Consider the following 21,443-nt stretch of genomic DNA (forward strand, 5'->3'; position numbering starts at 1 on the left):
CGTTGCTGGGGTGGGCGGTGGGGTGCGGTCAGAACTCGATGCGGCCGGCGCGCAGCGCGGGCAGGTGGGCGGCGACCGAGGAGGTGAGGTCCGCGCGGTCGGCCAGGTCGGGCGCGCCGACCAGGCGCAGCAGCGCCCCGACGAGGTCGGCCGGTGCGAGCCGGTCGTGCCACGGGCCGGCCAGCCGGTCCGCGAGGGGGTCGGTGGCGCCGGTCGCCGGTCCGTCGTCGCCGGGCCGGGTCGAGGCGACCCAGCCGGCGAGGGCCAGTTCCAGCAGCGGGGCGCGGTCGAGGGCGCGCAGCGGGTCGAACCAGCGCTCGGGGACCTTCAGCGAGCCGTCCGAGCCGATCTGCCGCAGCTCGTGGCGCATGGCCGGGTTGCCGAAGCGGCGCACCAGCTCGTCGACGTAGGCGGTCGGCTCCGGGCCGCCGGGCGGCAGCGTGGCCGCGACCTCGGCGCCGAACGCCCGCACGAACCGCTCGCCCCACCGGGTGTGCAGGACCTCGCGGACGGTGGCGCAGCCCGCCGCCGCGCCGAGGTAGGCCAGGGCGGAGTGGCAGCCGTTGAGCAGCCGCAGCTTGGTCAGCTGGTAGGGGGCGACGTCGGCGACCAGCAGCGCGCCGTCGCGCTCCCACGCCGGCCGGGCGGCGGCGAAGCGGTCCTGGAGCACCCACTGGCGGTAGGGCTCGCCGGCCACGGCCGCCGCGTCGCGCAGGCCCAGCGCGTCGGCGGCGACGCGCTCGTCGGCGTCCGAGGTGGCCGGGACGATGCGGTCCACCACGGTGGACGGGAACGCGGCCGACTCGTCCAGCCAGCGCAGCACGCGGTCCCGGTCCGGCCACGGCGAGGCCTCGACGTAACCGCGGACCACGCCGCGCAGCACGTCGCCGTTGCCCGCGGTGTTGTCGCACGACACCACGGAGATCGGCGCGCCGCCGGCGCGGGCGCGGGCGGCGAGGCCGTGCGCCAGGCGGCCGACGGCGGTGGCGGGCCGGTCGGCGGCGAGGTCGGCGGCGATGGCGGGCGCGGCGGTGTCCAGCCCGGTCGTGCCAGGTCGGCGGTGGTAGGCCTTCTCGGTGACCGTCAGGGTCACGACCGTCGTCGTGGGCGCCGCGAGCAGCGCGGTCACCTCGTCGGCGTCGTCACCGCCGTGCAGGGCGCGTACGAGGGAGCCGACGACGCGCACGCGCGGGCCGCCGGGTTCGCGGTCGGTCACCGAGTACAGCCGGTCCTGCTCGCGCAGGGCGGTCACGACGTGCCGGGAGTTCGAGGCGACGGCGGCGATGCCCCACGGCTCGCCGGTCCGGGCGGCCGCGTTCTCGGTGTAGACGGCCTGGTGGGCCCGGTGGAACGCGCCCAACCCGAGGTGCACGACCCTCGCTTCGAGGTCGCGCGGGTCCACGGCGGGCCGCAGGGCCGCGGGCAGGCGCGCGGCGGTGGCGCCGGTGAGCCGGTCCACGGCGGTCACCAGTCGTGGACCGAGCCGTCGAGGCGGCGGGCCACGGGCAGGTAGCGGGGCTCGTAGGGGAACCCGGCCGCGGCCTCGTCGTCGTACTCGACGCCGAGCCCCGGTTCCTCGGAGGGGTGCAGCATCCCGTCGGCGAACCGGACGCCGGTGCGGAACACCTCGTCCACGCCGTCGACGTGGCCCATGTGCTCCTGGATGCCGAAGTTCGGCACCGCCAGGTCGACGTGGACCGCGGCGGCCATGCTGACCGGTGACAGGTCGCCCGCGCCGTGGGACCCGGTGCGCACCTGGTAGAGCGCGGCGAGGTCGAAGATCCGGCGCAGGTGCGTGATGCCGCCCGCGTGCACGACGGTGGTCCGCACGTAGTCGATCAGCTGCTCGGTGATCAGGTGCTGCACGTCCCAGATGGAGCTGAGGTTCTCCCCCACGGCGATGGGCGTGGTGGTGTGCTGCCGGATGAGGCGGAACGCCTCCTGGTTCTCCGCCGGCGTCGGGTCCTCCATCCAGAACAGCCGCAGGTCCTCGACGGCCTTGCCGAACCTGGCGGCCTCGATCGGGCTCAGCCGGTGGTGCACGTCGTGCAGCAGGTGGAAGCCGAACCCGAACCGCTCGCGGACCGCGGCGAGGTAGGTCGGCGCGAAGTCCAGGTAGGCCTCGGTGCTCCACGGCTGCTCGTCGGGCAGCGCGGACGCGGCGGGCTCGTAGACCTTGCCCTTGCGCACGCCGTAGGTGCCGCCGACCTCGGGCACGGCCGCCTGGGCGCGCACGGCCAGGTAGCCCTCGTCGAGGAAGCGGGCGACGTCGTCGAGCAGCTCGGCGGTGTCGTTGCCGCTGGCGTGCGCGTACACCATGACGCCGTCGCGGGAGCGCCCGCCGAGCAGCTGGTAGACGGGCAGGCCCGCGACCTTGCCCTTGATGTCCCACAGGGCGGTGTCGACGGCGGCGATGGCGGTCATGGTGACGGGGCCGCGCCGCCAGTAGGCGCCCCGGTAGAGGTACTGCCAGGTGTCCTCGACGCGGGCCGGGTCGCGGCCGATGAGCAGCGGCACGACGTGGTCGCGCAGGTAGGACGCGACGGCCAGCTCGCGGCCGTTGAGCGTGGCGTCGCCCAGGCCGGTCACCCCGTCGGACGTGGTGATCCGGAGGGTGACGAAGTTGCGGCCGGGTGAGGCGACGAGGACCTCGGCGCGCTCGATCGTGCTCACTGGCGGACTCCTCAACACTGGCGGACCGGTACTTGTATACAAGTACTCGTCGGTCAGCCTGTCAAGGACTCTATGATGGGCCTCGTGGTCAGAGCTGACGGGAAGAAGTCCAACCGCCGCGCGGTCTACGAGACGCTCCGGCGCAAGGTCCTGACCATGGAGCTGCCGCCCGGCTCCGCGCTGTCGGAGAACGAGCTGGCCGCCGCGCTCGGCGTGAGCCGCACCCCGGTGCGGGAGAGCCTCATCCTGCTGTCCGAGGAGGGCCTGGTGCAGGTCTTCCCCCAGGTGGGGTCGTTCGTGTCCCGGGTGGACCCGCAGAAGGTCGCCGACGCCCAGTTCCTGCGCGAGGCGGTCGAGCTGGCCTCGCTGGAGGACCTGCCCGCCGAGCTGGACCCGGACCTGGTGGCCGAGCTGGAGGACAACCTGGCGCGGCAGCGGCGACCCGACATCGACCGCGAGGAGTTCTTCGCGCTCGACGAGGCGTTCCACCACGGCCTGCTGCGCCTGAGCGGCCACGCCGACGCGTGGACCACCGTCGTGGCCGCCAAGGGCCACCTGGACCGGGCCCGGCGGCTCGGCCTGTACGACGCGCCGTCGCCCGTCGAGTTCGCCGGCCAGCACGTGGAGATCCTGCGGGCGGTGCGCGAGGGCGACACCGCCCTCGCCCGCCAGGCCATGCGGGCCCACCTGCGGGCGGTGTTCGAGGACGTGGAGCGCATCCGCGCCCGGTCGCCGGAGCTGTTCTCGTCCAACTCCGCGTCCCTGCCGACCCGGCGCAACGTCGTCGTGTGGGAGTGACCGCCGGCCGATCACCGGATCGCGCCCGCGATGCGCGCCGCGTCTCGTACCATCGGGGCCGGCGACCTCCTTGCGAAGGTGAGCGTGGGGCACTTCTTCTTCCTGGGCCACGCCCGGCTGGACAGCGGTGACCGGCTGGTCCGACGGTTCTTCGACGACCTGGGCGACGAGGTCGTGGTCGCCGCCGGCCTGCGGCACGAGGAGGAGGGGACGGCGGGGTTCCTCGACGTCGACCAGCCCACCGGGACGGCGTGGGCCGCGGCGATCGCGGACGCCATCGGCGCCTGCCGGGGTGTTCGTGCCGCTCTACTCGCCCTCCTGCTCCAAGAGCGAGGTGTCCGGGCAGGAGTGGCGCCTCTTCCAGCGCAGGCTGGAGCTGCACCGCCGCCGGACCGGGAAGTCGCCGGCCCGCATCCTGCCCGTCTGGTGCATCCCGCCCCACCAGCCGCCGACGACCGCGCACCTGCACGACACCCGGGACGAGTTCGACGACGACTACCGGCGCCACGGCCTCCGCTACTTCATGGAGCTGAAGGACAACGAGAGCCGCTACCAGGACTTCCTCCTCAGGTTCGCGCGGGAGGTGGTCGCCGCGGGCGACCCGACGCCGCCCCTGCTCGAAGGCGCCGTGCGGGACGTGCTGGACGCCTACGGCCCGACCTGGGAGGACTGGAGCCCGTTCCGCCCCGGGTGCCCGGACCCGGTGCTGCTGCGCGAAGCCTGCCCGGGCAACCGGGTGGAGGGCGACGCGCGCGGTTTCCGGCAGCACCTGCACACCGTCGAGGAGTTCGAGGACGTCCTGGTCCAGCTGCTGGTCGACATCCGGGCCCGCCTGGTCAACCGGGCCGCGGTCAACCGCCGCGTCAACGGCGGTCGCGCCACCCGCCCCGTCCTGACCGGCCCGGAGGGGTGAGCGCGGTGCCCGGCCGGATCGTCACCTCCTACTCCTACCAGGGCGGCACCGGCCGTTCGATGAGCCTGGCCAACACCGCCTGGGTGCCGGCCGCCAACGGCCTGCGCGTGCTGGTCGTGGACTGGGACCTCGAAGCGCCGGGCCTGCACCGCTGGTTCCACCCCTTCCTCCCCGACCCGGCGCTGGGCTCCTCGGTCGGGTTGATCGACCTGATCTGGGAGTTCGCCTCGGCCGCGGTGGACCCGGCGGCGACGCGGACGGTGCCCACCACGAGCGAGGCGGAGACCCGGGAGCTGCTGTCCCGGTTCCACCGCGCCGCGCGCGACGAGCCGGGCGGCCAGGCGAGCGGGACCGTCGTGCTCCTCCACCCCGCGGAGGGCGCCCGAGCCGCCCGCGTGCCCCACGGCCCGCCGCGCTACTCGGCGTACTCCGTCCTCGTGCTGAGGCTGACCAGGTACGGGATGCGGATGGTCCGGGCCGGCCTGGACCTGGTCAGCGGCGAGGTGACCACCGAGCAGCGCGGGTACTTCCGCTACGACTCGCTGGTCTCGGTCACCTCGTCGGCGCAGGTGGACGCCCGGGGCAACCCGGTCCGCACCCCCCACCTCGGCCTGGTCGACGGTGAGTCCTTCGACGTCGTCGTGGCCGGCGTGGCCGGCGCTCGCCCGGACGAGGACCCCGAGCGCCTGCTCGCGCTGGCGTTGGAGGTCTCCGGCGCCACCACCGCCTTGCCGGTCCTGGAACGCGCCGTGGCGGACGGCCGCCTCGGCGCCCCGCCGCGGATCGGTCAGGAATCGAGAAGCACCGGCCCCGACCCGCGCCTAGCGTGACGCGCGCGGGCGGGCTTCCCCTCTCGCGCACCCAGGAGCAACGCTGAGACCCCGACCCGGGCGATGCCCGCAGGCGACCCCGCCCGACAGATGGAGACACCGATGAGCACGGCCACCAGGACGAACGCGCAGTCGCCCGCGCCGCACGTCGCCGACAGCCACGAACTGATCCGCGTGCACGGCGCGCGCGTGAACAACCTCAAGGACATCAGCGTCGAGATCCCCAAGCGCAGGCTGACGGTGTTCACCGGCGTCTCGGGCTCGGGCAAGAGCTCCCTGGTGTTCGGCACGATCGCCGCGGAGTCGCAGCGGATGATCAACGAGACCTACAGCGCCTTCGTGCAGGGCTTCATGCCGACGCCGGCGCGGCCCGACGTCGACGTGCTCGAAGGGCTGACGACCGCGATCGTCATCGACCAGCAGCGGCTGGGCGGCGACCCCCGCTCCACCGTGGGCACCGCCACCGACGCCAACGCGATGCTGCGCATCCTGTTCAGCCGGCTCGGGCAGCCGCACATCGGCTCGCCCAACGCGTTCTCCTTCAACGTGGCCACGGTCCGGGCCAGCGGCGCGATCACCGTCGAGCGCGGCGCGGGCACCAAGGCCGTGAAGGCGACCTTCAACCGGCTCGGCGGCATGTGCACGCGCTGCGAGGGCCGGGGCGCCGTCTCCGACATCGACCTCGCCCAGCTCTACGACGACTCCAAGTCGATCGCCGAGGGCGCGTTCACCATCCCGGGCTGGAAGTCGGACAGCTGGTGGACGGTGCGGACCTACGCCGAGTCGGGCCTACTGGACCCGAACAAGCCGATCCGCGAGTTCACGAAGAAGGAGATGCGGGACTTCCTCCACCACGAGCCGGTCAAGGTGAAGGTGGAGGGCGTCAACCTCACCTACGAGGGGCTGATCCCCAAGATCCAGAAGTCGTTCCTGTCCAAGGACCGCGAGTCGATGCAGCCGCACGTCCGGGCGTTCGTCGACCGGGCGGTCACCTTCGCCACCTGCCCGGAGTGCGACGGCACCCGGCTCAACGAGCAGGCCCGCTCCTCGCGGATCGGCGAGATCTCCATCGCCGACGCCTGCCGGATGCAGATCAGCGACCTGGCCCGGTGGATCCGCGGCCTGGACGAGCCGTCGGTCGCGCCGCTGCTCGCCACCCTGGGGCGCACCCTCGACTCGTTCGTGGAGATCGGGCTGGGCTACCTCTCGCTCGACCGGCCCGCGGGCACGCTGTCGGGCGGCGAGGCGCAGCGCGTGAAGATGATCCGCCACCTGGGCTCCTCGCTGACCGACACCACCTACGTCTTCGACGAGCCGACCGCGGGCCTGCACCCCCACGACATCCAGCGGATGAACGAGCTGCTGCTGCGGTTGCGGGACAAGGGCAACACGGTGCTCGTCGTGGAGCACAAGCCGGAGGTGATCGCGATCGCCGACCACGTCGTGGACCTCGGTCCCGGCGCGGGCTCGGCGGGCGGCGAGATCTGCTTCGAGGGCGACGTCGAGGGGCTGCGGACCAGCGGCACGACCACGGGCCGCCACTTCGACGACCGCTCGTCCCTCAAGGGGTCGGTTCGGACGCCCACGGGCGAGCTGGAGATCCGCGGCGCGTCGACCCACAACCTGCGCGACGTCGACGTGGACGTCCCGCTCGGGGTGCTCTGCGTGGTCACCGGCGTCGCGGGCTCGGGCAAGAGCTCCCTGATCCACGGCTCCATCCCCGCCTCGGCGGGCGTCGTGTCGGTCGACCAGGCGCCCATCAAGGGCTCGCGGCGGAGCAACCCGGCGACGTACACGGGGCTGCTCGACCCGATCCGCAAGGCGTTCGCCAAGGCCAACGGGGTGAAGCCGGCGCTGTTCAGCGCCAACTCCGAGGGCGCCTGCCCGGGCTGCAACGGCGCGGGCGTCGTCTACACCGACCTGGCGATGATGGCCGGTGTCACCACCACGTGCGAGGAGTGCGAGGGCAGGCGGTTCGACGCCTCGGTGCTGGTGCACCACCTCGGTGGCCGCGACATCAGCGAGGTCCTCGCGATGTCGGTGACCGAGGCCGAGCGGTTCTTCGGCGAGGGCGAGGCGCGCACCCCCGCCGCGCACGCCGTCCTCACCCGGCTCGTCGACGTCGGCCTCGGCTACCTCAGCCTCGGCCAGCCGCTCACCACCCTGTCCGGCGGCGAGCGGCAGCGGCTCAAGCTGGCCACCCACATGGCCGACAAGGGCGGCGTCTACGTGCTCGACGAGCCGACCTCGGGCCTCCACCTCGCCGACGTCGAGCAGCTGCTCGGCCTGCTGGACCGGCTCGTCGACTCGGGCAAGTCGGTCATCGTCGTCGAGCACCACCAGGCGGTCATGGCCCACGCGGACTGGATCGTCGACCTGGGCCCCGGCGCGGGCCACGACGGCGGCCGGGTCGTCTTCGAGGGCACGCCCGCCGACCTGGTGGCGGCCCGCTCCACCCTCACCGGGCAGCACCTCGCGGACTACGTCGGCGCGTGACCGGGCGCGGCTCCTCCGCCCCGGCGTGGAGGAGCCGTGGAGGTCCGGTGGAGGTGTTGTGGCGACGACGGCGCACCCGCGCCGGCGGCGCTACGTTCGGCCGCCATGGAAACCGTGGACGTGCTCGTCGTCGGCGCGGGGCTCGCGGGCCTGGAAACGGCGCGCCTGCTCGCGCGGCAGGGCCTCGACGTGCTCGTGCGCGAGCGCCGCAGCAGCCTCGACGTCGGCATCCGCACCACCGGCATCTTCGTGCGGCGCACGCTGGAGGACTTCGCGCCGCCGCGGCGCCACCTGGGGCCGGCCGTGCGCCGCGTCCTGCTCTACCCGCCGTCGCTGCGCGCGCCGGTCGAGCTGGTCAGCCCCCGCGACGAGTTCCGCGTCGCCGACATGGCGGGCGTCTACGCGGAGGCCCTGGCCCGAGCCACCCGCGCCGGCGCACGGGTGCGCCTGGGCGCGCCCCACCCGTCGCCGGGGGTCAGGGCCCGCTTCACCATCGGCGCGGACGGCGCCCGTTCGACGGTCGCGCGCGAACTCGGCCTGGACGTCAACCGGCGCCTGACCACCGGCGTCGAGGAGGTCTTCCCGGTCGCCACCGCCTCGACCCCCGCGTTCCACTGCGTGCTCGACCCCGACCTGGCGCCCGGCTACCTGGCCTGGCTCGTCGACGACGGCCACCACGCGCACCTCGGCCTGGCCGGCCTGCCGCCCCGGCTCGCCGCTGCCCCGCCTGCTGCGCTCGTTCCGCGCCGCGTTCCCGGACGTGCCCGCGCCCGCGGGCCCGGTGCGCCGCCGCGGCGGCCCGATCCCCGTGGGCGGTGTGCTGCGCCGGATCGCCTGCCCGGACGGGTTGCTCGTCGGCGACGCGGCGGGGGCGGTGTCACCCCTGACGGCGGGCGGCCTGGACCCGTGCCTGCGCATGGCGGAGCCGGCCGCGACCGTCACCGCGGACTACCTGCGCACCGGTGACGCCTCGGTGCTGCGGCACTACGACGGCGCGGCGCTGCGCGCCCGGTTCCGCCTGCGGCTCCTGCTGCGCCGGGGCCTCTCCGGCGTGCGGAAGCCGAGCACGGTCGAGGCGGGCTTCGCGCTGCTGCGCACACCGCTCGGCCGGGCCGCCGCCGCGCGCCTCCTCTTCGGCGACGGCTCGTTCCCCGACACCAGGGTCGAACCGGTGACGGGGTGATCCCACCACCGGCGGTCCGCGCGGGACCCGTCGCTCCGCTCGCGACCGGCCGGGAAGCTGTCCGTTCCCTGTCGGCCACGCGCCCGGTAGTCGTACTCGCCTAGTCCTCGTGCCCGTGTTGCCCAAGATCGTTCGACCACTGAGAGCAAGGCTTCGGTCACGTTGACGGGCCACGTGGAAATGGGATTCTGATGGCGTGCAAGGCGCCGCGGGAACCTGGCAGGCCAACCACTTCCGACTGCTCCTGGTCGAGGACGACCACGAGCTCGTGGAGTTGCTCTCGGGTGCCCTGGGTGACGAGGGCTACGCCGTGGACGTCGCCACGGACGGGCAGCGCGGGCTGCACCTCGGCCTCACCCGCCCCTACGACGTCGTGGTCATCGACCGCGGGCTGCCCTCCCTCGACGGGCTCGACCTGCTGGTGCGGCTGCGCGCGAGTTCCGTGCGGGCGCGGGCGCTGATGCTCACCGCGCTGGGCACCGTGCACGACCGGATCGACGGCCTGGACGCGGGCGCGGACGACTACCTGGTGAAGCCGTTCGACCTGGACGAGCTGAGCGCGCGGCTGCGGGCGCTGTGCCGGCGCGCGCTGGAGGTGACCGACGTGCTGCGGATCGGCGCGGGGCACCTGGACGTGCGGCAGCGGGAGGTGGTGCTGCCCGGCGGCGGGCGGGTGCCGCTGACGGCCCGGGAGTTCGCGCTGCTGCGGGTGCTCGCGACCCACCCGAACACGGTGCACACTCGGGCAGCGTTGCGGCGGAGGGTCTTCCACGACGCGTCCGCTCCCTCCATCGTCGACACGTACGTGTACTACCTGCGGACCAAGGTCGACCGCTCGGTGGTGCACACGGTGCAGGGGCTCGGCTACCGCTTGGGGGCGTTGTGAGCCGTTCGTGGGCCGAGGCGGAACGCGCGGTCGTCCGGCGGACCCGCCTGCGGGTCAGCGTGCTGGTCGCCCTGGCGATCACCGCGCTGGTCGCGTTCGTCGGCGGCATCGCCTTCGCCGTGATGACGCACGCCCAGGACTCGCAGGTGGCGCGCGAGCTGCGGTACAGCGCCGCGTACGGGTCGCCGTCGACGCCACCGGGGTGCACCTGGCTGTTCACCCTCGTCGGCGACGTGCTCGACGACGGGGTGCTGCGGGTGCCCCGGGGGTTCCCGCTGCGCGGCGACCTCGACGCGGCGCGGGCGACGGGCCGGGAGATCGAGCGCGCCGTCGCGCGCAACGGCACCCGGTACCTGGTGCTCACGCGGCCGGGCGACGGCGACAGCGCGGTGCAGGCCGTGTTCGACACCCGCTACCAGCTCGCCGACCGGCGGCACCTGCTGCTGGCGCTGGCGGTCGCGGAGTTCTGCGGCCTGGTCGCGGCGGCGGTGACGGGGCTGCTGGTCGGCAGGCGCGCGGTCGCACCGCTGGCGGAGGCGCTGGCCAGGCAGCGGCGGTTCGTCACCGACGCGAGCCACGAGCTGCGGACGCCGATCGCGCGGGCGTACACGCGGGTGCAGCTGCTCGCGCGCCGAGCCGCGGCGGCCCACCTGCCCGACGACCACTGCGCCGGTCTCGACAAGCTCGCCGGCTCGATCCGCGGGCTCGGCGACGTGGTGGACGACCTGCTGCTGTCGGCGCGGCTGAGCGACCGGTCGGCGCGGCTCGACGGCCGGGCGGTCGACCTGGCCGCCGTGGCGGAGGCCGCGGTGGCGGCGGAGGCCGAGCGGGCGGCGGAACTGCGGATCGCGCTGGCCGTCCAGCGGCCCCCTGGCCCGCTGGTGGTGGCCGGTGTCGAGACCGCGCTGCGGCGCGCGGTCGACGAGCTGCTGGCGAACGCGGTGCGCCACACCCCGGCGGGCGGCCGGGTCGACGTGCGCCTCGGGCAGGGCCGGGACGGGTGCGTCGAGCTGACCGTTGCGGACACCGGCGAGGGGTTCGACCAGGCCGAGGCGGACCGGCTCTTCGACCGGTTCCACCGCGGACCGGGCGGACCCGGGGCGCCGGGCGGGACGAGCGGACCCGGGCGGTCGGGCGGGTCGGAGCGGCGCTTCGGGCTGGGGCTCGCGCTGCTGCGGGAGGTCGTGGCCGGCCACGGCGGCACGGTCGAGGCGAACGGCCACCCGGGCCAGGGCGCCCGGTTCACGCTGCGGCTGCCGGCCGCCGACCCCGTGCCCGGCCCCGCCCCCGTGCCCATCCCCGCTCCCGTGCCCGGAGTCGCCGTCGGGGGCGACGTCGTGCCGGGCCCCGGTCCGGAGGTCAGCACCGGGACCCGGTGACCAGGTCGGCGGCCAAGCGGACGTCGGCGTCCAGCGGTCGGTCGGGGTCCACGGGCGGGATCGCGTCGGCGAGGACGTCGAGCAGGGCGGCGCAGCGGGGCGCGGTGGGACGCCTGCCGCCCACGTGCACGGCCTGCCGCAGCCCGAGCGCGAGCGAGCCGCACAGCAGCCGCAGCAGCTCGGCGAGGTCGTGGGCGCGCAGCGCGGCCTGGGTGCCGAACGGCACGACGTCCTGGTTGTGCAGGTTGGTGGGCAGGCTCTGGGTGCCGGCGGGCACGGCGGCGCGGCGGATCTCGGCGACGAACGCGGTCGTGGCGAGCTGCACGCCCTGGAGCCCGTGCTGCTGCCCCGGGCCCGCGGCCAGCATCGGCGGCAGGCCGGTGTTGCGGGCCGGGTCGACGAGCAGGTCCAGCTGCCGCTCGACGAGGTTGCCCAGCGACGCGGTGACCGCGGCCAGCACGTCGGCGGCGATGGCGGCCGGTTGGCCGAAGAAGTTGCCGCCGTGCGCGACGAGGTCCTCCTCCGGGAAGAACAGCGGGTTGTCGCTGACGCCGCCCAGGTCCGCGGCCACCACGCCGTCGACGTAGCGCAGCGCGTCCTCGGCCGCGCCCAGCAGCTGCGGTGAGCACCGGATGCTGTAGGGCTCCTGGAGGGACCGGGTCCCGCTCGGCTCGGTGCCGGCGAGCGCGCCGCGCATCCGGTTGGCCACGGTGACCGCGCCGGGGTGCCCGTACGCCGCGATCAGGCGCGGGCCCAGGAAGCCCGGGTCGGCGCCGAGGACGTCCACGAGCAGGCAGGTGAGGTCCTGGGCGGCGCGGTGGGAGGCGCGCACGCTGTCGAGCGCGAGGGCGAGGGCGGCGGTCGTCACGGACGTGCCGTTGACCAGCGCCAGCGCGTCGCGGCCGTCGAGGGTGAGCGGGGTGAGCCCGGCGCGGCGCAGGGCCTCGTCGGCGGGCAGCCGCTCGCCGTCGAGGTAGGCGTGCCCGCGCCCGCGCAGCGCCTGGGTCGCGTAGGCCAGCGGGATGAGGTCGCCGCTCGCGCCGACCGAGCCGTACCGCGGCACCGCCGGCGCGAACGTGGTCGCGAACATCGCGGCGAGGCCGTCGACGACGTGCGGCGACACCCCGGAGAACCCCTGGGCCAGCGACCACGTCCGCACGAGCAGCGCGGCTCGGGCGATGTCGGCGGGCAGGTCGGGTCCCTGGCCCGCGCCGAGGTGCGCGAGGGTGTTGTCGCACTGGTCGGCCTCGTCCGCGCGGCCGGGGTAGCCGATCAGCGCGCCGAAGCCGGTCTTGGCGCCGTAGACGGGCCGGTCGTCGTCGGCGAGCACGGTGCGCAGGAACTCGCGGCCGCGGGCGAGCCGGTCCTGGACGTCGGGGCCGACGAGCACCGGGATCGGCCGTGCCGCACGATGGAGGTCGTCACCGCGCAGCGGCGCGCCGAGGTCCACGGGAGCGCCGGTCGCGGCGTCGGGGGTGGTCGTGGTCACCCCACGGAAGGTAGGCGGGCGATCTCAGAGAGTTCTGAGATCCACTCCGTAGCTTCCCGGGACATGGCGCACGACTACCTGATCATCGGGGCCGGGCCGGCGGGCCTCCAGCTCGCCGCCCTGCTGGAGCGCGACGGCCGCGACTGCGCCGTCCTCGAACGCGGCTCCGGGCCGGGCGAGTTCTTCACCCGCTACCCGAGGCACCGCACGCTGATCTCGATCAACAAGGTGCACACCGGGCACTCCGACCCGGAGCGGCGGCTGCGCGTGGACTGGAACTCGCTGCTGTCCGACGACCCCGAGCTGCTGTTCACCCGCTACAGCCCCCGGTACTTCCCCCACGCCGACGACATGGTCCGCTACCTGGCCGACTTCGCCGCGGCCACCGGGGTCCGGGCGCACTACGGCGTCGACGTCACCCGCATCTCCCGCGACGACGACGGCTTCGCCGTGGTCGACGACGGCGGCCGGACGTGGCGGGCCTCGCGGCTCGTCATGGCGACCGGCGTCTCCCGGCTCCACGTGCCGCCGATCCCGGGCATCGAGCACGTCGAGCGCTACGACGCGTTCGACACCGACCCGGAGTCGTTCACCGACCAGCGGGTCCTGGTCATCGGCAAGGGCAACTCGGGGTTCGAGACCGCCGACTCGCTCGTGGAGCACGCCGCGGTCATCCACGTGGCCGGGCCGCACTCGGTGAAGCTGGCCTGGCGGACGCACTACGTCGGGCACCTGCGCGCCGTGAACAACAACTTCCTCGACACCTACCAGCTGAAGTCGGAGAACGCGGTCCTCGACGGCGCGGTCGAGCTGATCGAGCCCCGCCCCGGCGGCGGGTTCCGGGTGGTGCTCCGCTACGCCCGCTCGGCGGAAGGGCTGCGGGAGCTGGAGTACGACCGGGTCATCGCGTGCACCGGGTTCCGGTTCGACGCCTCGGTGTTCGACGAGGGCTGCCGCCCCGCGCTGGTGATCGACGACCGGTTCCCGGAGCAGACGTCCGCGTTCGAGTCGACCACGGTGCCCGGCCTGCACTTCGCGGGCACGCTCACCCAGCAGCGCGACTTCAAGAAGTCCACCAGCGGCTTCATCCACGGCTTCCGCTACGGGGTCCGGGCCCTGCACCGCATCCTCTCCGCCCGCCACCACGACACCCCGTGGCCGTCGACCGGGCTGCCGCCGTCGCCGGAGGCCATCGGCGAGGCGATCGTGGCCAGGGTGAACCGGTCCTCCGCGCTGTGGCAGCAGTTCGCGGTGATGGGCGACGTGGTGACGGTCGACGGCGGGACCGCGCGGTACCAGGAGGAGGTGCCGGTGGCCTACCTCGCCGACGGCGGCCTCGGATCGGCCGAGCACCGGTTCGTCGCGACGCTGGAGTACGGGCCGGACCACGACGCCGTCGACCCGTTCGACGCCTCGGTGCCGCGCGTCGCCGAGAACGACGCGGAGAACGCCCACGAGGCGAGCTACCTGCACCCGGTGGTGCGCCACTACCGGGACGGCGCGCTCACCGCGACCCACCACCTGGCCGAGAACCTGGAGAACCGGTGGGACCTGCCGGAGGTGCACCAGCGGCCGCTGGCGATGTTCGTGAAGGAGTGCCTTGCCGGCGCGTGACGCCGAGCCGTTCCCGCGCGCGGTGCTCGACGCCCTCGACGCCGCCGCGGACCGGCCGGTGCTCGAACACGGCGCCCGCGCGGTGGCCGGAGCGGAGGTGCTCGACCTCGTCGCGCGGATCGCGGCCGGGTTGCGGGGCGCGGGGCTGGGACCGGGTGACGGCGTCGCCCTCCTGCTCGGCGTGACACCGGAGGCGTTCGCCGTCATCCTCGCCGCCCACGCGGTGGGCGCCAGGGTGGTGGGCGTGCGGCCGGGGCTGCCCGACGCGCAGCTGCGCCACCTCCTCGGCCTCGACATCGCCGCGGTGGTCACCGACTCCGGCGTGGAGCACCCCACGCTTGCCGCGACGGCGCCGCGCACGCTCACCGTGGACTCGCTGTGCGCGGCCCGCGCCGACAGCGGCGCCCTGCGGTTGGCCGGCCGGCCCGGTGACGTCGCCCGGCTGATCCACACCAGCGGCAGCACGGGCGTGCCCAAGGCGTGCGCGCAGACCTACGCCGCGATGGCGGCGGGGTGGGCCGCGCGCCCGGAGGGGTGGCCGCCCGCGATCCGCGAGCTGGCGCCCCGGATGGAGCGCCACCTGGTGTTCGGGACGCTGTCGAGCTTCGTGATGTTCGAGTACGCCGTGATGGCCATCGCCGCGGGCGGCACCGCCGTCGTCGCCGAGCGGCCCGAACTGCCCGGCGCGATCGTCCACCACCGGGCCACGTCGAGCGTGGTCACCGTGCCGCGCCTGGCGAAGCTGGTCGCCGCGCAGCGCCGCGACCCGGCCGACCTGTCGTCGCTGCGCGCGCTGATGGTGTCCGGGTCGCCCCTGACCGCCGCCCGGCACCGGGAGGCGCTGGACGTGCTCGGGCCCGTCGTGTTCCACGGCTACGGGCAGACCGAGACCGGGACGATCTCCATGGCCACCCCGGGCGACCCGCCCGGCTCGGTGGGCGTCCCGCCGGCCGCGGTGGACGTCGAGGTCCGCGACGGGCGCGGCGCGCCGGCGCCGGTCGGCGTCGACGGCGAGCTGTTCGTCCGCACGCCCGCCCAGTCCTCCGGGTACTGGGCGGACCCGGAGCAGTCGGCCGACGTGTTCGCGGACGGCTGGGTGCGCACCCGCGACCTGGGCCACCTCGACCCGGACGGCCGCCTGCACCTGACCGGCCGCACCCGGGACGTGGTCATCGTCAACGCGAACCTGCACTACGCGGGTCCGATCGAGCGGGTCATCGCCGAGCACCCGGACGTCGCCGAGGCCTACGTGGTCGCGGCGCCGGACGAGGACACCGGCGAGGCCGTGCACGCGTTCGTGGTGCCGGCCGCCGGCCGGTCGCCCGACCCGGCGGCGCTGCGCGCGCTGGTGGCCGACCGCCTGGGCGCGGCGTGCGCGCCGACGCGCGTGACCGCGATCGCCGAACCACCGCTCGCCCCGAGCGGCAAGCCGGACAAGCGCCTGCTGTCCACCGAGACGTGAGGAGAAAGCCGTGCCCAGCGAGGTTTCGACGGAGTGCCTGGTCATCGGAGCCGGCCCGGCGGGGCTCCAGGCGTCGTACCTGCTCTCCCGCGCCGGGCGGGACCACCTGGTGCTCGACGCCGGCGACGCGCCCGGCGCGTTCTTCACCCGGTTCCCCCGGCACCGCACCCTGATCTCCATCAACAAGGTCCACACCGGCTGGGACGACCCCGAGCTGAACCTGCGCACCGACTGGAACTCGCTGCTGACCGACGAGCCGTCGCCGCTGTTCACCGAGTACACGCCGCGCTACTTCCCGTCCGCCGAGGACATGCTCCGCTACCTGGGCGACTTCGCCGCCCGGCACGAGCTGCCGATCCGCTTCGGCACGAGGGTCGTGTCGGTGACCCGGCCGGACGACTTCGTGGTCCGCGACCAGCACGACAACACCTACCGGGCGCGGCGGCTCATCGTCGCCACCGGCGTGTCCCGGTCGTACGTGCCGCCGATCGACGGGGTGGAGCACGCCGAGCGGTACGACGAGGTGTCGGTGGACCCCGCCGACTTCACCGGGCAGCGGGTGCTGATCATCGGGCGCGGCAACTCCGCGTTCGAGACCGCCGACAACCTCGTCGAGACCGCGGCGGTCATCCACGTCGCGGGCCCCGGCTCGCTGAAGCTGGCGTGGCAGACCCACTTCGTCGGCCACCTGCGCGCGGTCAACAACAACTTCCTCGACACCTACCAGCTCAAGTCGCAGAACGCGGTGCTGGACGGCCGGGTGCTGGCCGTCAAGCCCGACGGCGACGGGTTCCTGGTGCCGGTCAGCTTCGAGCGGGTCGCCGAGCGGGTGAAGGAGATCCGCTACGACCGGGTGATCCTCGCGACCGGGTTCCGGTTCGACGCGTCGATCTTCGCGCCCGAGTGCCGGCCGGAGCTGACCATCAACGACCGCTTCCCGGCCCAGACCGCCGCCTGGGAGTCGGTGAACGTGCCCGACCTGTTCTTCGCCGGCACCATCACCCAGGCCAGGGACTTCAAGAAGTCGACCAGCGGGTTCATCCACGGCTTCCGCTACGGGGTGCGGGCGCTGCACCACGTCCTCGAACACCGCTACCACGGCGTGCCCTGGCCCAGCCGCGACCTGGCGCCCACCTCCGGGGCCGTCGTCGACGCCGTCATCGACCGGGTGAACCGCACCTCCGCGCTGTGGCAGCTGTTCTCGTTCATGGCGGACGCCGTGCTCGTCGGGCCGGACGGGTCCACCCGCTACGCCGAGGAGGTGCCGCTCGCCCACCTGCACGAGGCGGTCGCGCGGGGCGACTTCGGCGAGGTGGGCTCCTACCTGGCGGTGACGCTGGAGTACGGCGAGGACCACGACCGGGTCAACCCGTTCGACGTCACCGCGGGCCGCAACTCCCAGGACGAGGCCGGCGGGCTCGACGGCCGCTACCTCCACCCGGTGGTGCGGCACTTCCGCGGCGGCGAGCTGCTCGGCGAGCACCACCTCACCGAGAACCTGGAGAACGAGTGGGACAGCGAGGAGGTGCACCGCGCGCCGCTGCTGGCGTTCCTGGGCGACCGGCTCACGCCGACCGCCGCGGTGGCGCCGTGAGCACCGTCCTCTCCGAGCTGCACGACGAGGCCCGCGCGGTGCTCGACCCGGCGCACTACGACTACTACGCGGGCGGGGTCGGCGACGAGGCCGTGCTCGGCGAGAACGAGGCGGCCTTCCGGCGGCTCGCCCTGCTGCCGAGGGTGCTGCGCGGCGCGGAGACCCGGGACCTCGCCGTCGACCTGCCCGGCGGTCGCCTGGCGCTGCCGGTGCTGGTCTCGCCGACCGCCTTCCACCGGCTGGCCCACCCCGACGGCGAGCGGGCCACGGCGCGGGCCGCGGCGGCGGCGGGGACGGTGCTGGTGTCCGGCGTGGCCTCCACGGTGGCGATCGCCGAGGTGGTGGCGGCGGCGCGGGCCGTGGACCCGGGCGCGTCCGTGTGGTTCCAGCTCTACCCGCACCCCGACGAGGACGTGACGGCGTGCCTGGTGCGGCGGGCGGAGCGCGCCGGCTGCGCGGCCCTGGTGGTGACCGCCGACTCGCCGGTGTTCGGCAGGCACCGCCGCGACGCCGAGCACGGCTTCCACGACCTGCCCGCGGGGCTCGCGGCGGAGAACATGCGCGACGTGCCCGGCGCGCCGCCCGGTGGCACGCGGGACATCGCGATGTCGCCCGCGGTGTCGTGGGCGCACCTGGACCGGCTGCGGGAGCTGACGGCGCTCCCGCTGTGGCTCAAGGGGGTGCTGCACCCCCGGGACGCGGTGCTCGCGGTCGAGCACGGCGTGGCGGGGGTGGTCGTGTCCAACCACGGCGGCCGCCAGTGCGACGTGGTGCCCGCGGCGGTCGAGGCGCTGCCCGCCGTGGTCGACGCGGTCGCGGGCCGGGTGCCGGTGCTGCTCGACGGCGGGGTCCGGGGCGGCGGCGACGTGGCCGTGGCGCTCGCGCTCGGCGCGGCGGCCGTCGGCGTGGGCCGGCCGGTGCTGTGGGGCCTGGCCGCGGCCGGCGAGACCGGGGTGGCGCGGGTGCTCGACGCCCTGCGCGACGAGGTCGACCACGTCCTCGCGCTGTGCGGCGGGCGCGACCTCGCCGACCTCACCCGGGACCTGGTCGTGCCGCGGGGGGCGGGGGTGTCCGCGCGGTGTGGGTGACCGGGTTGCTCGCCGCCGCGGTGGTGCTGACCGCGCCGCGCTGGCTGCCCGCGCGGGTGGTGGCCCTGCGCGTCAAGGTGTTCGAGAAGGTCAACGGGGACGACGCGATCACGTTCCCGAACGCGCGGGTCGGGCCGGACCGGTTCCTGGAGGTCTACGCCCACCCCGCGGCGAACGGCCGCAGCCGCGGCGCCGGGCTCTCGGACCTGTTCTGGTACTGGCTCGCGCCCGGCCCGGAGGTGCACCAGGAGCACCTGGAGGCCGGCCCGCGCTACGACGACGTGGCCCGCACGACGCGCGCCCTGCTGTCCGGGCCGGGTGACGCGCTGTCCGAGGCGGCGGCCCGCTGCGCCGGGCGGGTGCTCGACGAGCTGGTCACCGGCCGGGTCACCGCGGTGCGGCTGCGCGACCTGATGCTGCCGGTGTGGGCGGAGTACTTCCACGAGCTGGTGTTCGGCGAACCGTGCACCCGCGAGGCGCGCGAGCTGGTCGTGGGGCACGCCGACGACGTGGTGACCGCGCTCAAGTGCACCGGCCTGCGCCACCCGGGGCGGCGGGCCCGGCTGACCCGCTACCTGGCCCGGCGCGTCGCGGCGGGCGACGCGCGGCGGCCGCTGCCCGCGACCCTGACGCCCGCCGAGCGCGTGCACTACCTCCAGGGCACGTTCTTCAACACGGCCGTGGTCCAGATGTCCGAGGCGATGGCGCACCTGCTGCTCGCGCTGGCCCAGCACCCGGACGAGGCGGCCCGGCTGGCCGCCGACCCCGGCGACGAGCGCCACTTCGCCAACGTGCTCGACGAGACCATGCGGCTCTACCCGCTGTTCGGCATCGCGCACCGCATCACCACCGGCGACATCGCGCTCGACGAGCGCACCACGCTGCCCGCCGGCTCGGTGCTGTGCTTCAACTACCCCGAGTACCACGCCACCGGCCACGACCGCCCGGAGGTGTTCGACCCGAGCCGGTGGGAGCGCGTCCCGGCCCGCGAGGCGCACCACATCCCGTTCGGCGTGGCCGCCAACCGACCGTGCCCGGCGTGGCGCGTGTCGCCGCTCGCGCTGCGGGCGGCGACCGGTGAGGTGCTGCGGCGCTTCACGCTCCACTCCACCGTCGCGCACACCCGGTCGCTGCCGAGCCGGGGCCCGTGCCTGCTCGTCCGGGTCGGCGAGCCGCTGCCGGCGCGTCGCCTCGCCGTGCTCGGCGCGCTGCTGCGCGCGCGGGACCGGTGGGAGGACGTGTGGCTCAGCGCGGTCCAGCTGGTGCTCGGCACGGTCATGGTCCTGCACGCCCGCAGGCTGCGCCTGGCCGGGCGCTACTTCGACACCCCGGGTTGCCCCCGACCCCCTCACACCCAGGAGACCACCGAGTGAACCAGATCGAGTTCGCGTTGCGCGTGTTCGCCGCGCTGGCGGCGGTGCTCGCCGTGACCACCCTGTGCGGGCGCCTCGCCATGCTGGTCAGGCAGCCCAGGGTGGTCGGCGAGATGGTCGCCGGCGTCCTGCTCGGGCCCGCCCTGTTCGGCGCGGTCGCGCCCGGCGCGCAGGCCCAGCTGTTCCCGGAGGACGTCAAGGGCGTCCTGTACGTGCTGAGCACCATCGGCCTGACGTTCTACATGTTCCTGGTGGGGGCCTCGCTGGACCACGGCCTGGCCGCCGGCCGCAACATGCGCCGGGCCGCCGGGCTGGCCGTGTCCGGCATCGTGCCGAGCTTCGCCCTGGGCGCGGGCGCGGCGGCGCTGTTCTTCGGCTCGCTGGCCGTCGAGGGCACGAGCAGGTGGGAGTTCATGCTCTTCGTCGGCGGCGCCCTGTCGATCACCGCGTTCCCGATGCTGGCGAGGATCCTCCAGGAACGCGGGATCGCCAACACCCCGATCGGCGGCCTGACCCTCGTCGCGGCCGCGATCGACGACGCGGCGGCGTGGGTGCTGCTCGCCGTGATCATCGCCGTGGGCGCGGCCAACGGCCCGCTCGACGCGCTGGACACGGTGGCGGGCGCGGCCGTGTTCGCGCTGCTGATGCTCACGGTGGGGCGCACCCTGTTCGCCAGGCTGGGTCAGCGGGTGGAGCGCCACGGTCGGGTGAGCCGCGACGTGATGGCCCTGATCCTGTTCGTCGTCCTGCTGGCCGGCTGGTTCACCGATTACATCGGCGTGTTCTCGGTGTTCGGCGGTTTCATCACCGGTCTGGCGATGCCGCAGTCCGCGCTGGTGCGCCGTGAGCTGGAGACGAGGCTCACGGACCTGAACTCGATCCTGCTCCTGCCGGTGTTCTTCGCGTTCAGCGGCTTGAACACGGAGGTGTCGGGCTTCGGCGCGGGAGGCGCCCTGTGGCTGCCGCTCGTCGTCATCATGGCGGTGGCGTTCGCGGGCAAGTACCTGGGGTGCGCGGCGGTGGTGCGGGCACAGGGCTTCTCGTGGCGCTACGCCTCGGCGGTCGGGGGACTGATGAACGCGCGAGGGTTGATGATCCTGGTGTTCATCAACATCGGCTTGGCGTACGAGATGGTGACGCCGGAGTTGTTCGCGATCCTGGTGGCGGTCGCGATCGTGACAACGGCCGCCGCGATGCCGATCTACCGGGCTTCGCTGCCGGAGGGGATGGACCAGGAGGCGGTGGGCGTCCAACCCGTGCCGCCCAAGGTGAGCACGACACCGTGACGGCCGATCCGTTCCCGGCGCCGGGGTTCCCCTGACCTCGCCCTTGTCGGTGGTGCCGGGTTGGTCCGGCACCACCGACGGCCGGGTTGTGCTTTCAGGGGGGCAGGCCGAACACCGGTCGCCCCCCGCATCACCGATTTCCGGGATCAGCAGGCCTCGCCGCTCGGCAAGAAGCGGCGGCTTTCCAGGTCTTCAGCAATCCGCACACCGATGGCGTTCCCTGTTGAAGACATGACGCTCATCGCCTCTTGCCACGCGGGGGTCGCGCTGGCCAGACGCATGACATGAACCAGCGCACGGCGGCTGACAGACCGCTTCCAGTCGCTGACAGCTCTCACCAACACGCCCACCGAGGGCAGGTTCAGACGGTCGTAGCATC

Annotated in this window: 18 protein-coding genes; 14 read left to right on the plus strand and 4 right to left on the minus strand. The window is 74.5% G+C overall.

All coding sequences use genetic code 11. The annotated features are described in order from the left end of the window. Positions 1-28: 28 nt before the first annotated feature. Positions 29-1,468: a mannitol dehydrogenase family protein gene (locus tag ABD223_RS28265; protein ID WP_344039611.1), complete on the minus strand. Its 1,440-nt coding sequence runs from the start codon at positions 1,466-1,468 to the stop codon at positions 29-31. Next, positions 1,465-2,673, minus strand: coding sequence for a D-mannonate dehydratase ManD (gene manD / locus ABD223_RS28270; RefSeq protein WP_344039612.1), 1,209 nt, complete (start codon positions 2,671-2,673; stop codon positions 1,465-1,467). The genes ABD223_RS28265 and manD overlap by 4 nt, the downstream gene beginning before the upstream one ends. A gap of 84 nt (positions 2,674-2,757) precedes the next feature. Here manD and ABD223_RS28275 point away from each other — a divergent pair, with 84 nt between their 5' ends. The 8 genes from ABD223_RS28275 (at position 2,758) to ABD223_RS28310 (ending at position 11,158) form a co-directional block, all read left to right on the plus strand. Then, positions 2,758-3,471 (plus strand): GntR family transcriptional regulator, encoded by a 714-nt coding sequence (locus ABD223_RS28275; protein ID WP_344039613.1) that lies wholly within the window; start codon positions 2,758-2,760, stop codon positions 3,469-3,471. Between the two features lie 298 nt (positions 3,472-3,769). Then, positions 3,770-4,384 (plus strand): hypothetical protein, encoded by a 615-nt coding sequence (locus ABD223_RS28280; protein ID WP_344039614.1) that lies wholly within the window; start codon positions 3,770-3,772, stop codon positions 4,382-4,384. A 5-nt stretch (positions 4,385-4,389) separates the two neighbouring features. Beyond that, positions 4,390-5,214 carry a hypothetical protein gene (locus tag ABD223_RS28285; protein WP_344039615.1) on the plus strand — a complete coding sequence of 275 codons (825 nt, stop codon included), beginning with the start codon at positions 4,390-4,392 and terminating at the stop codon, positions 5,212-5,214. Between the two features lie 102 nt (positions 5,215-5,316). Further along, entirely contained in the window at positions 5,317-7,710 is a 2,394-nt protein-coding gene (locus ABD223_RS28290) for an ATP-binding cassette domain-containing protein (protein ID WP_344039616.1), read from the plus strand. Between the two features lie 105 nt (positions 7,711-7,815). Then, a complete protein-coding gene (locus ABD223_RS28295; RefSeq protein ID WP_344039617.1) occupies positions 7,816-8,676 on the plus strand; it encodes an NAD(P)/FAD-dependent oxidoreductase in 861 nt (286 codons plus the stop codon). Next, complete coding sequence (locus ABD223_RS28300) at positions 8,627-8,893, plus strand: hypothetical protein (RefSeq protein WP_344039618.1); 267 nt, start codon at positions 8,627-8,629, stop codon at positions 8,891-8,893. The genes ABD223_RS28295 and ABD223_RS28300 overlap by 50 nt, the downstream gene beginning before the upstream one ends. Before the next feature lie 238 nt (positions 8,894-9,131). Further along, positions 9,132-9,779: a response regulator transcription factor gene (locus tag ABD223_RS28305; protein ID WP_344039671.1), complete on the plus strand. Its 648-nt coding sequence runs from the start codon at positions 9,132-9,134 to the stop codon at positions 9,777-9,779. Continuing rightward, entirely contained in the window at positions 9,776-11,158 is a 1,383-nt protein-coding gene (locus ABD223_RS28310; RefSeq protein ID WP_344039619.1) for a sensor histidine kinase, read from the plus strand. The genes ABD223_RS28305 and ABD223_RS28310 overlap by 4 nt, the downstream gene beginning before the upstream one ends. Here the strand turns inward: ABD223_RS28310 and ABD223_RS28315 are convergent. After that, positions 11,139-12,647, minus strand: coding sequence for an aromatic amino acid ammonia-lyase (locus tag ABD223_RS28315; RefSeq protein ID WP_344039620.1), 1,509 nt, complete (start codon positions 12,645-12,647; stop codon positions 11,139-11,141). The genes ABD223_RS28310 and ABD223_RS28315 overlap by 20 nt on opposite strands. Before the next feature lie 63 nt (positions 12,648-12,710). Here ABD223_RS28315 and ABD223_RS28320 point away from each other — a divergent pair, with 63 nt between their 5' ends. From ABD223_RS28320 to ABD223_RS28345, 6 genes are read left to right on the plus strand one after another with little or no spacing between them, the layout of a single operon-like run. Next, entirely contained in the window at positions 12,711-14,261 is a 1,551-nt protein-coding gene (locus ABD223_RS28320; RefSeq protein ID WP_344039621.1) for an NAD(P)-binding domain-containing protein, read from the plus strand. Then, entirely contained in the window at positions 14,248-15,723 is a 1,476-nt protein-coding gene (locus ABD223_RS28325) for a class I adenylate-forming enzyme family protein (RefSeq protein ID WP_344039622.1), read from the plus strand. Before ABD223_RS28320 ends, ABD223_RS28325 begins: the two co-directional genes overlap by 14 nt. Before the next feature lie 10 nt (positions 15,724-15,733). Continuing rightward, the gene (locus tag ABD223_RS28330) at positions 15,734-17,317 is read left to right on the plus strand and encodes an NAD(P)-binding domain-containing protein (RefSeq protein ID WP_344039623.1); all 1,584 of its coding nucleotides are present in this window, start codon (positions 15,734-15,736) and stop codon (positions 17,315-17,317) included. Continuing rightward, the gene (locus tag ABD223_RS28335) at positions 17,314-18,405 is read left to right on the plus strand and encodes an alpha-hydroxy acid oxidase (protein ID WP_344039624.1); all 1,092 of its coding nucleotides are present in this window, start codon (positions 17,314-17,316) and stop codon (positions 18,403-18,405) included. Before ABD223_RS28330 ends, ABD223_RS28335 begins: the two co-directional genes overlap by 4 nt. Beyond that, a complete protein-coding gene (locus ABD223_RS28340) occupies positions 18,402-19,778 on the plus strand; it encodes a cytochrome P450 (protein ID WP_344039625.1) in 1,377 nt (458 codons plus the stop codon). Before ABD223_RS28335 ends, ABD223_RS28340 begins: the two co-directional genes overlap by 4 nt. Then, the gene (locus ABD223_RS28345) at positions 19,775-21,064 is read left to right on the plus strand and encodes a cation:proton antiporter domain-containing protein (RefSeq protein ID WP_344039626.1); all 1,290 of its coding nucleotides are present in this window, start codon (positions 19,775-19,777) and stop codon (positions 21,062-21,064) included. Before ABD223_RS28340 ends, ABD223_RS28345 begins: the two co-directional genes overlap by 4 nt. Positions 21,065-21,210: 146 nt before the next feature. Here the strand turns inward: ABD223_RS28345 and ABD223_RS28350 are convergent, their stop codons facing one another. After that, entirely contained in the window at positions 21,211-21,414 is a 204-nt protein-coding gene (locus ABD223_RS28350; protein ID WP_344039627.1) for a hypothetical protein, read from the minus strand. Between the last annotated feature and the right edge of the window lie 29 nt (positions 21,415-21,443).

The organism is Saccharothrix xinjiangensis (assembly GCF_039527585.1).
Lineage (GTDB): Bacteria > Actinomycetota > Actinomycetes > Mycobacteriales > Pseudonocardiaceae > Actinosynnema > Actinosynnema xinjiangensis.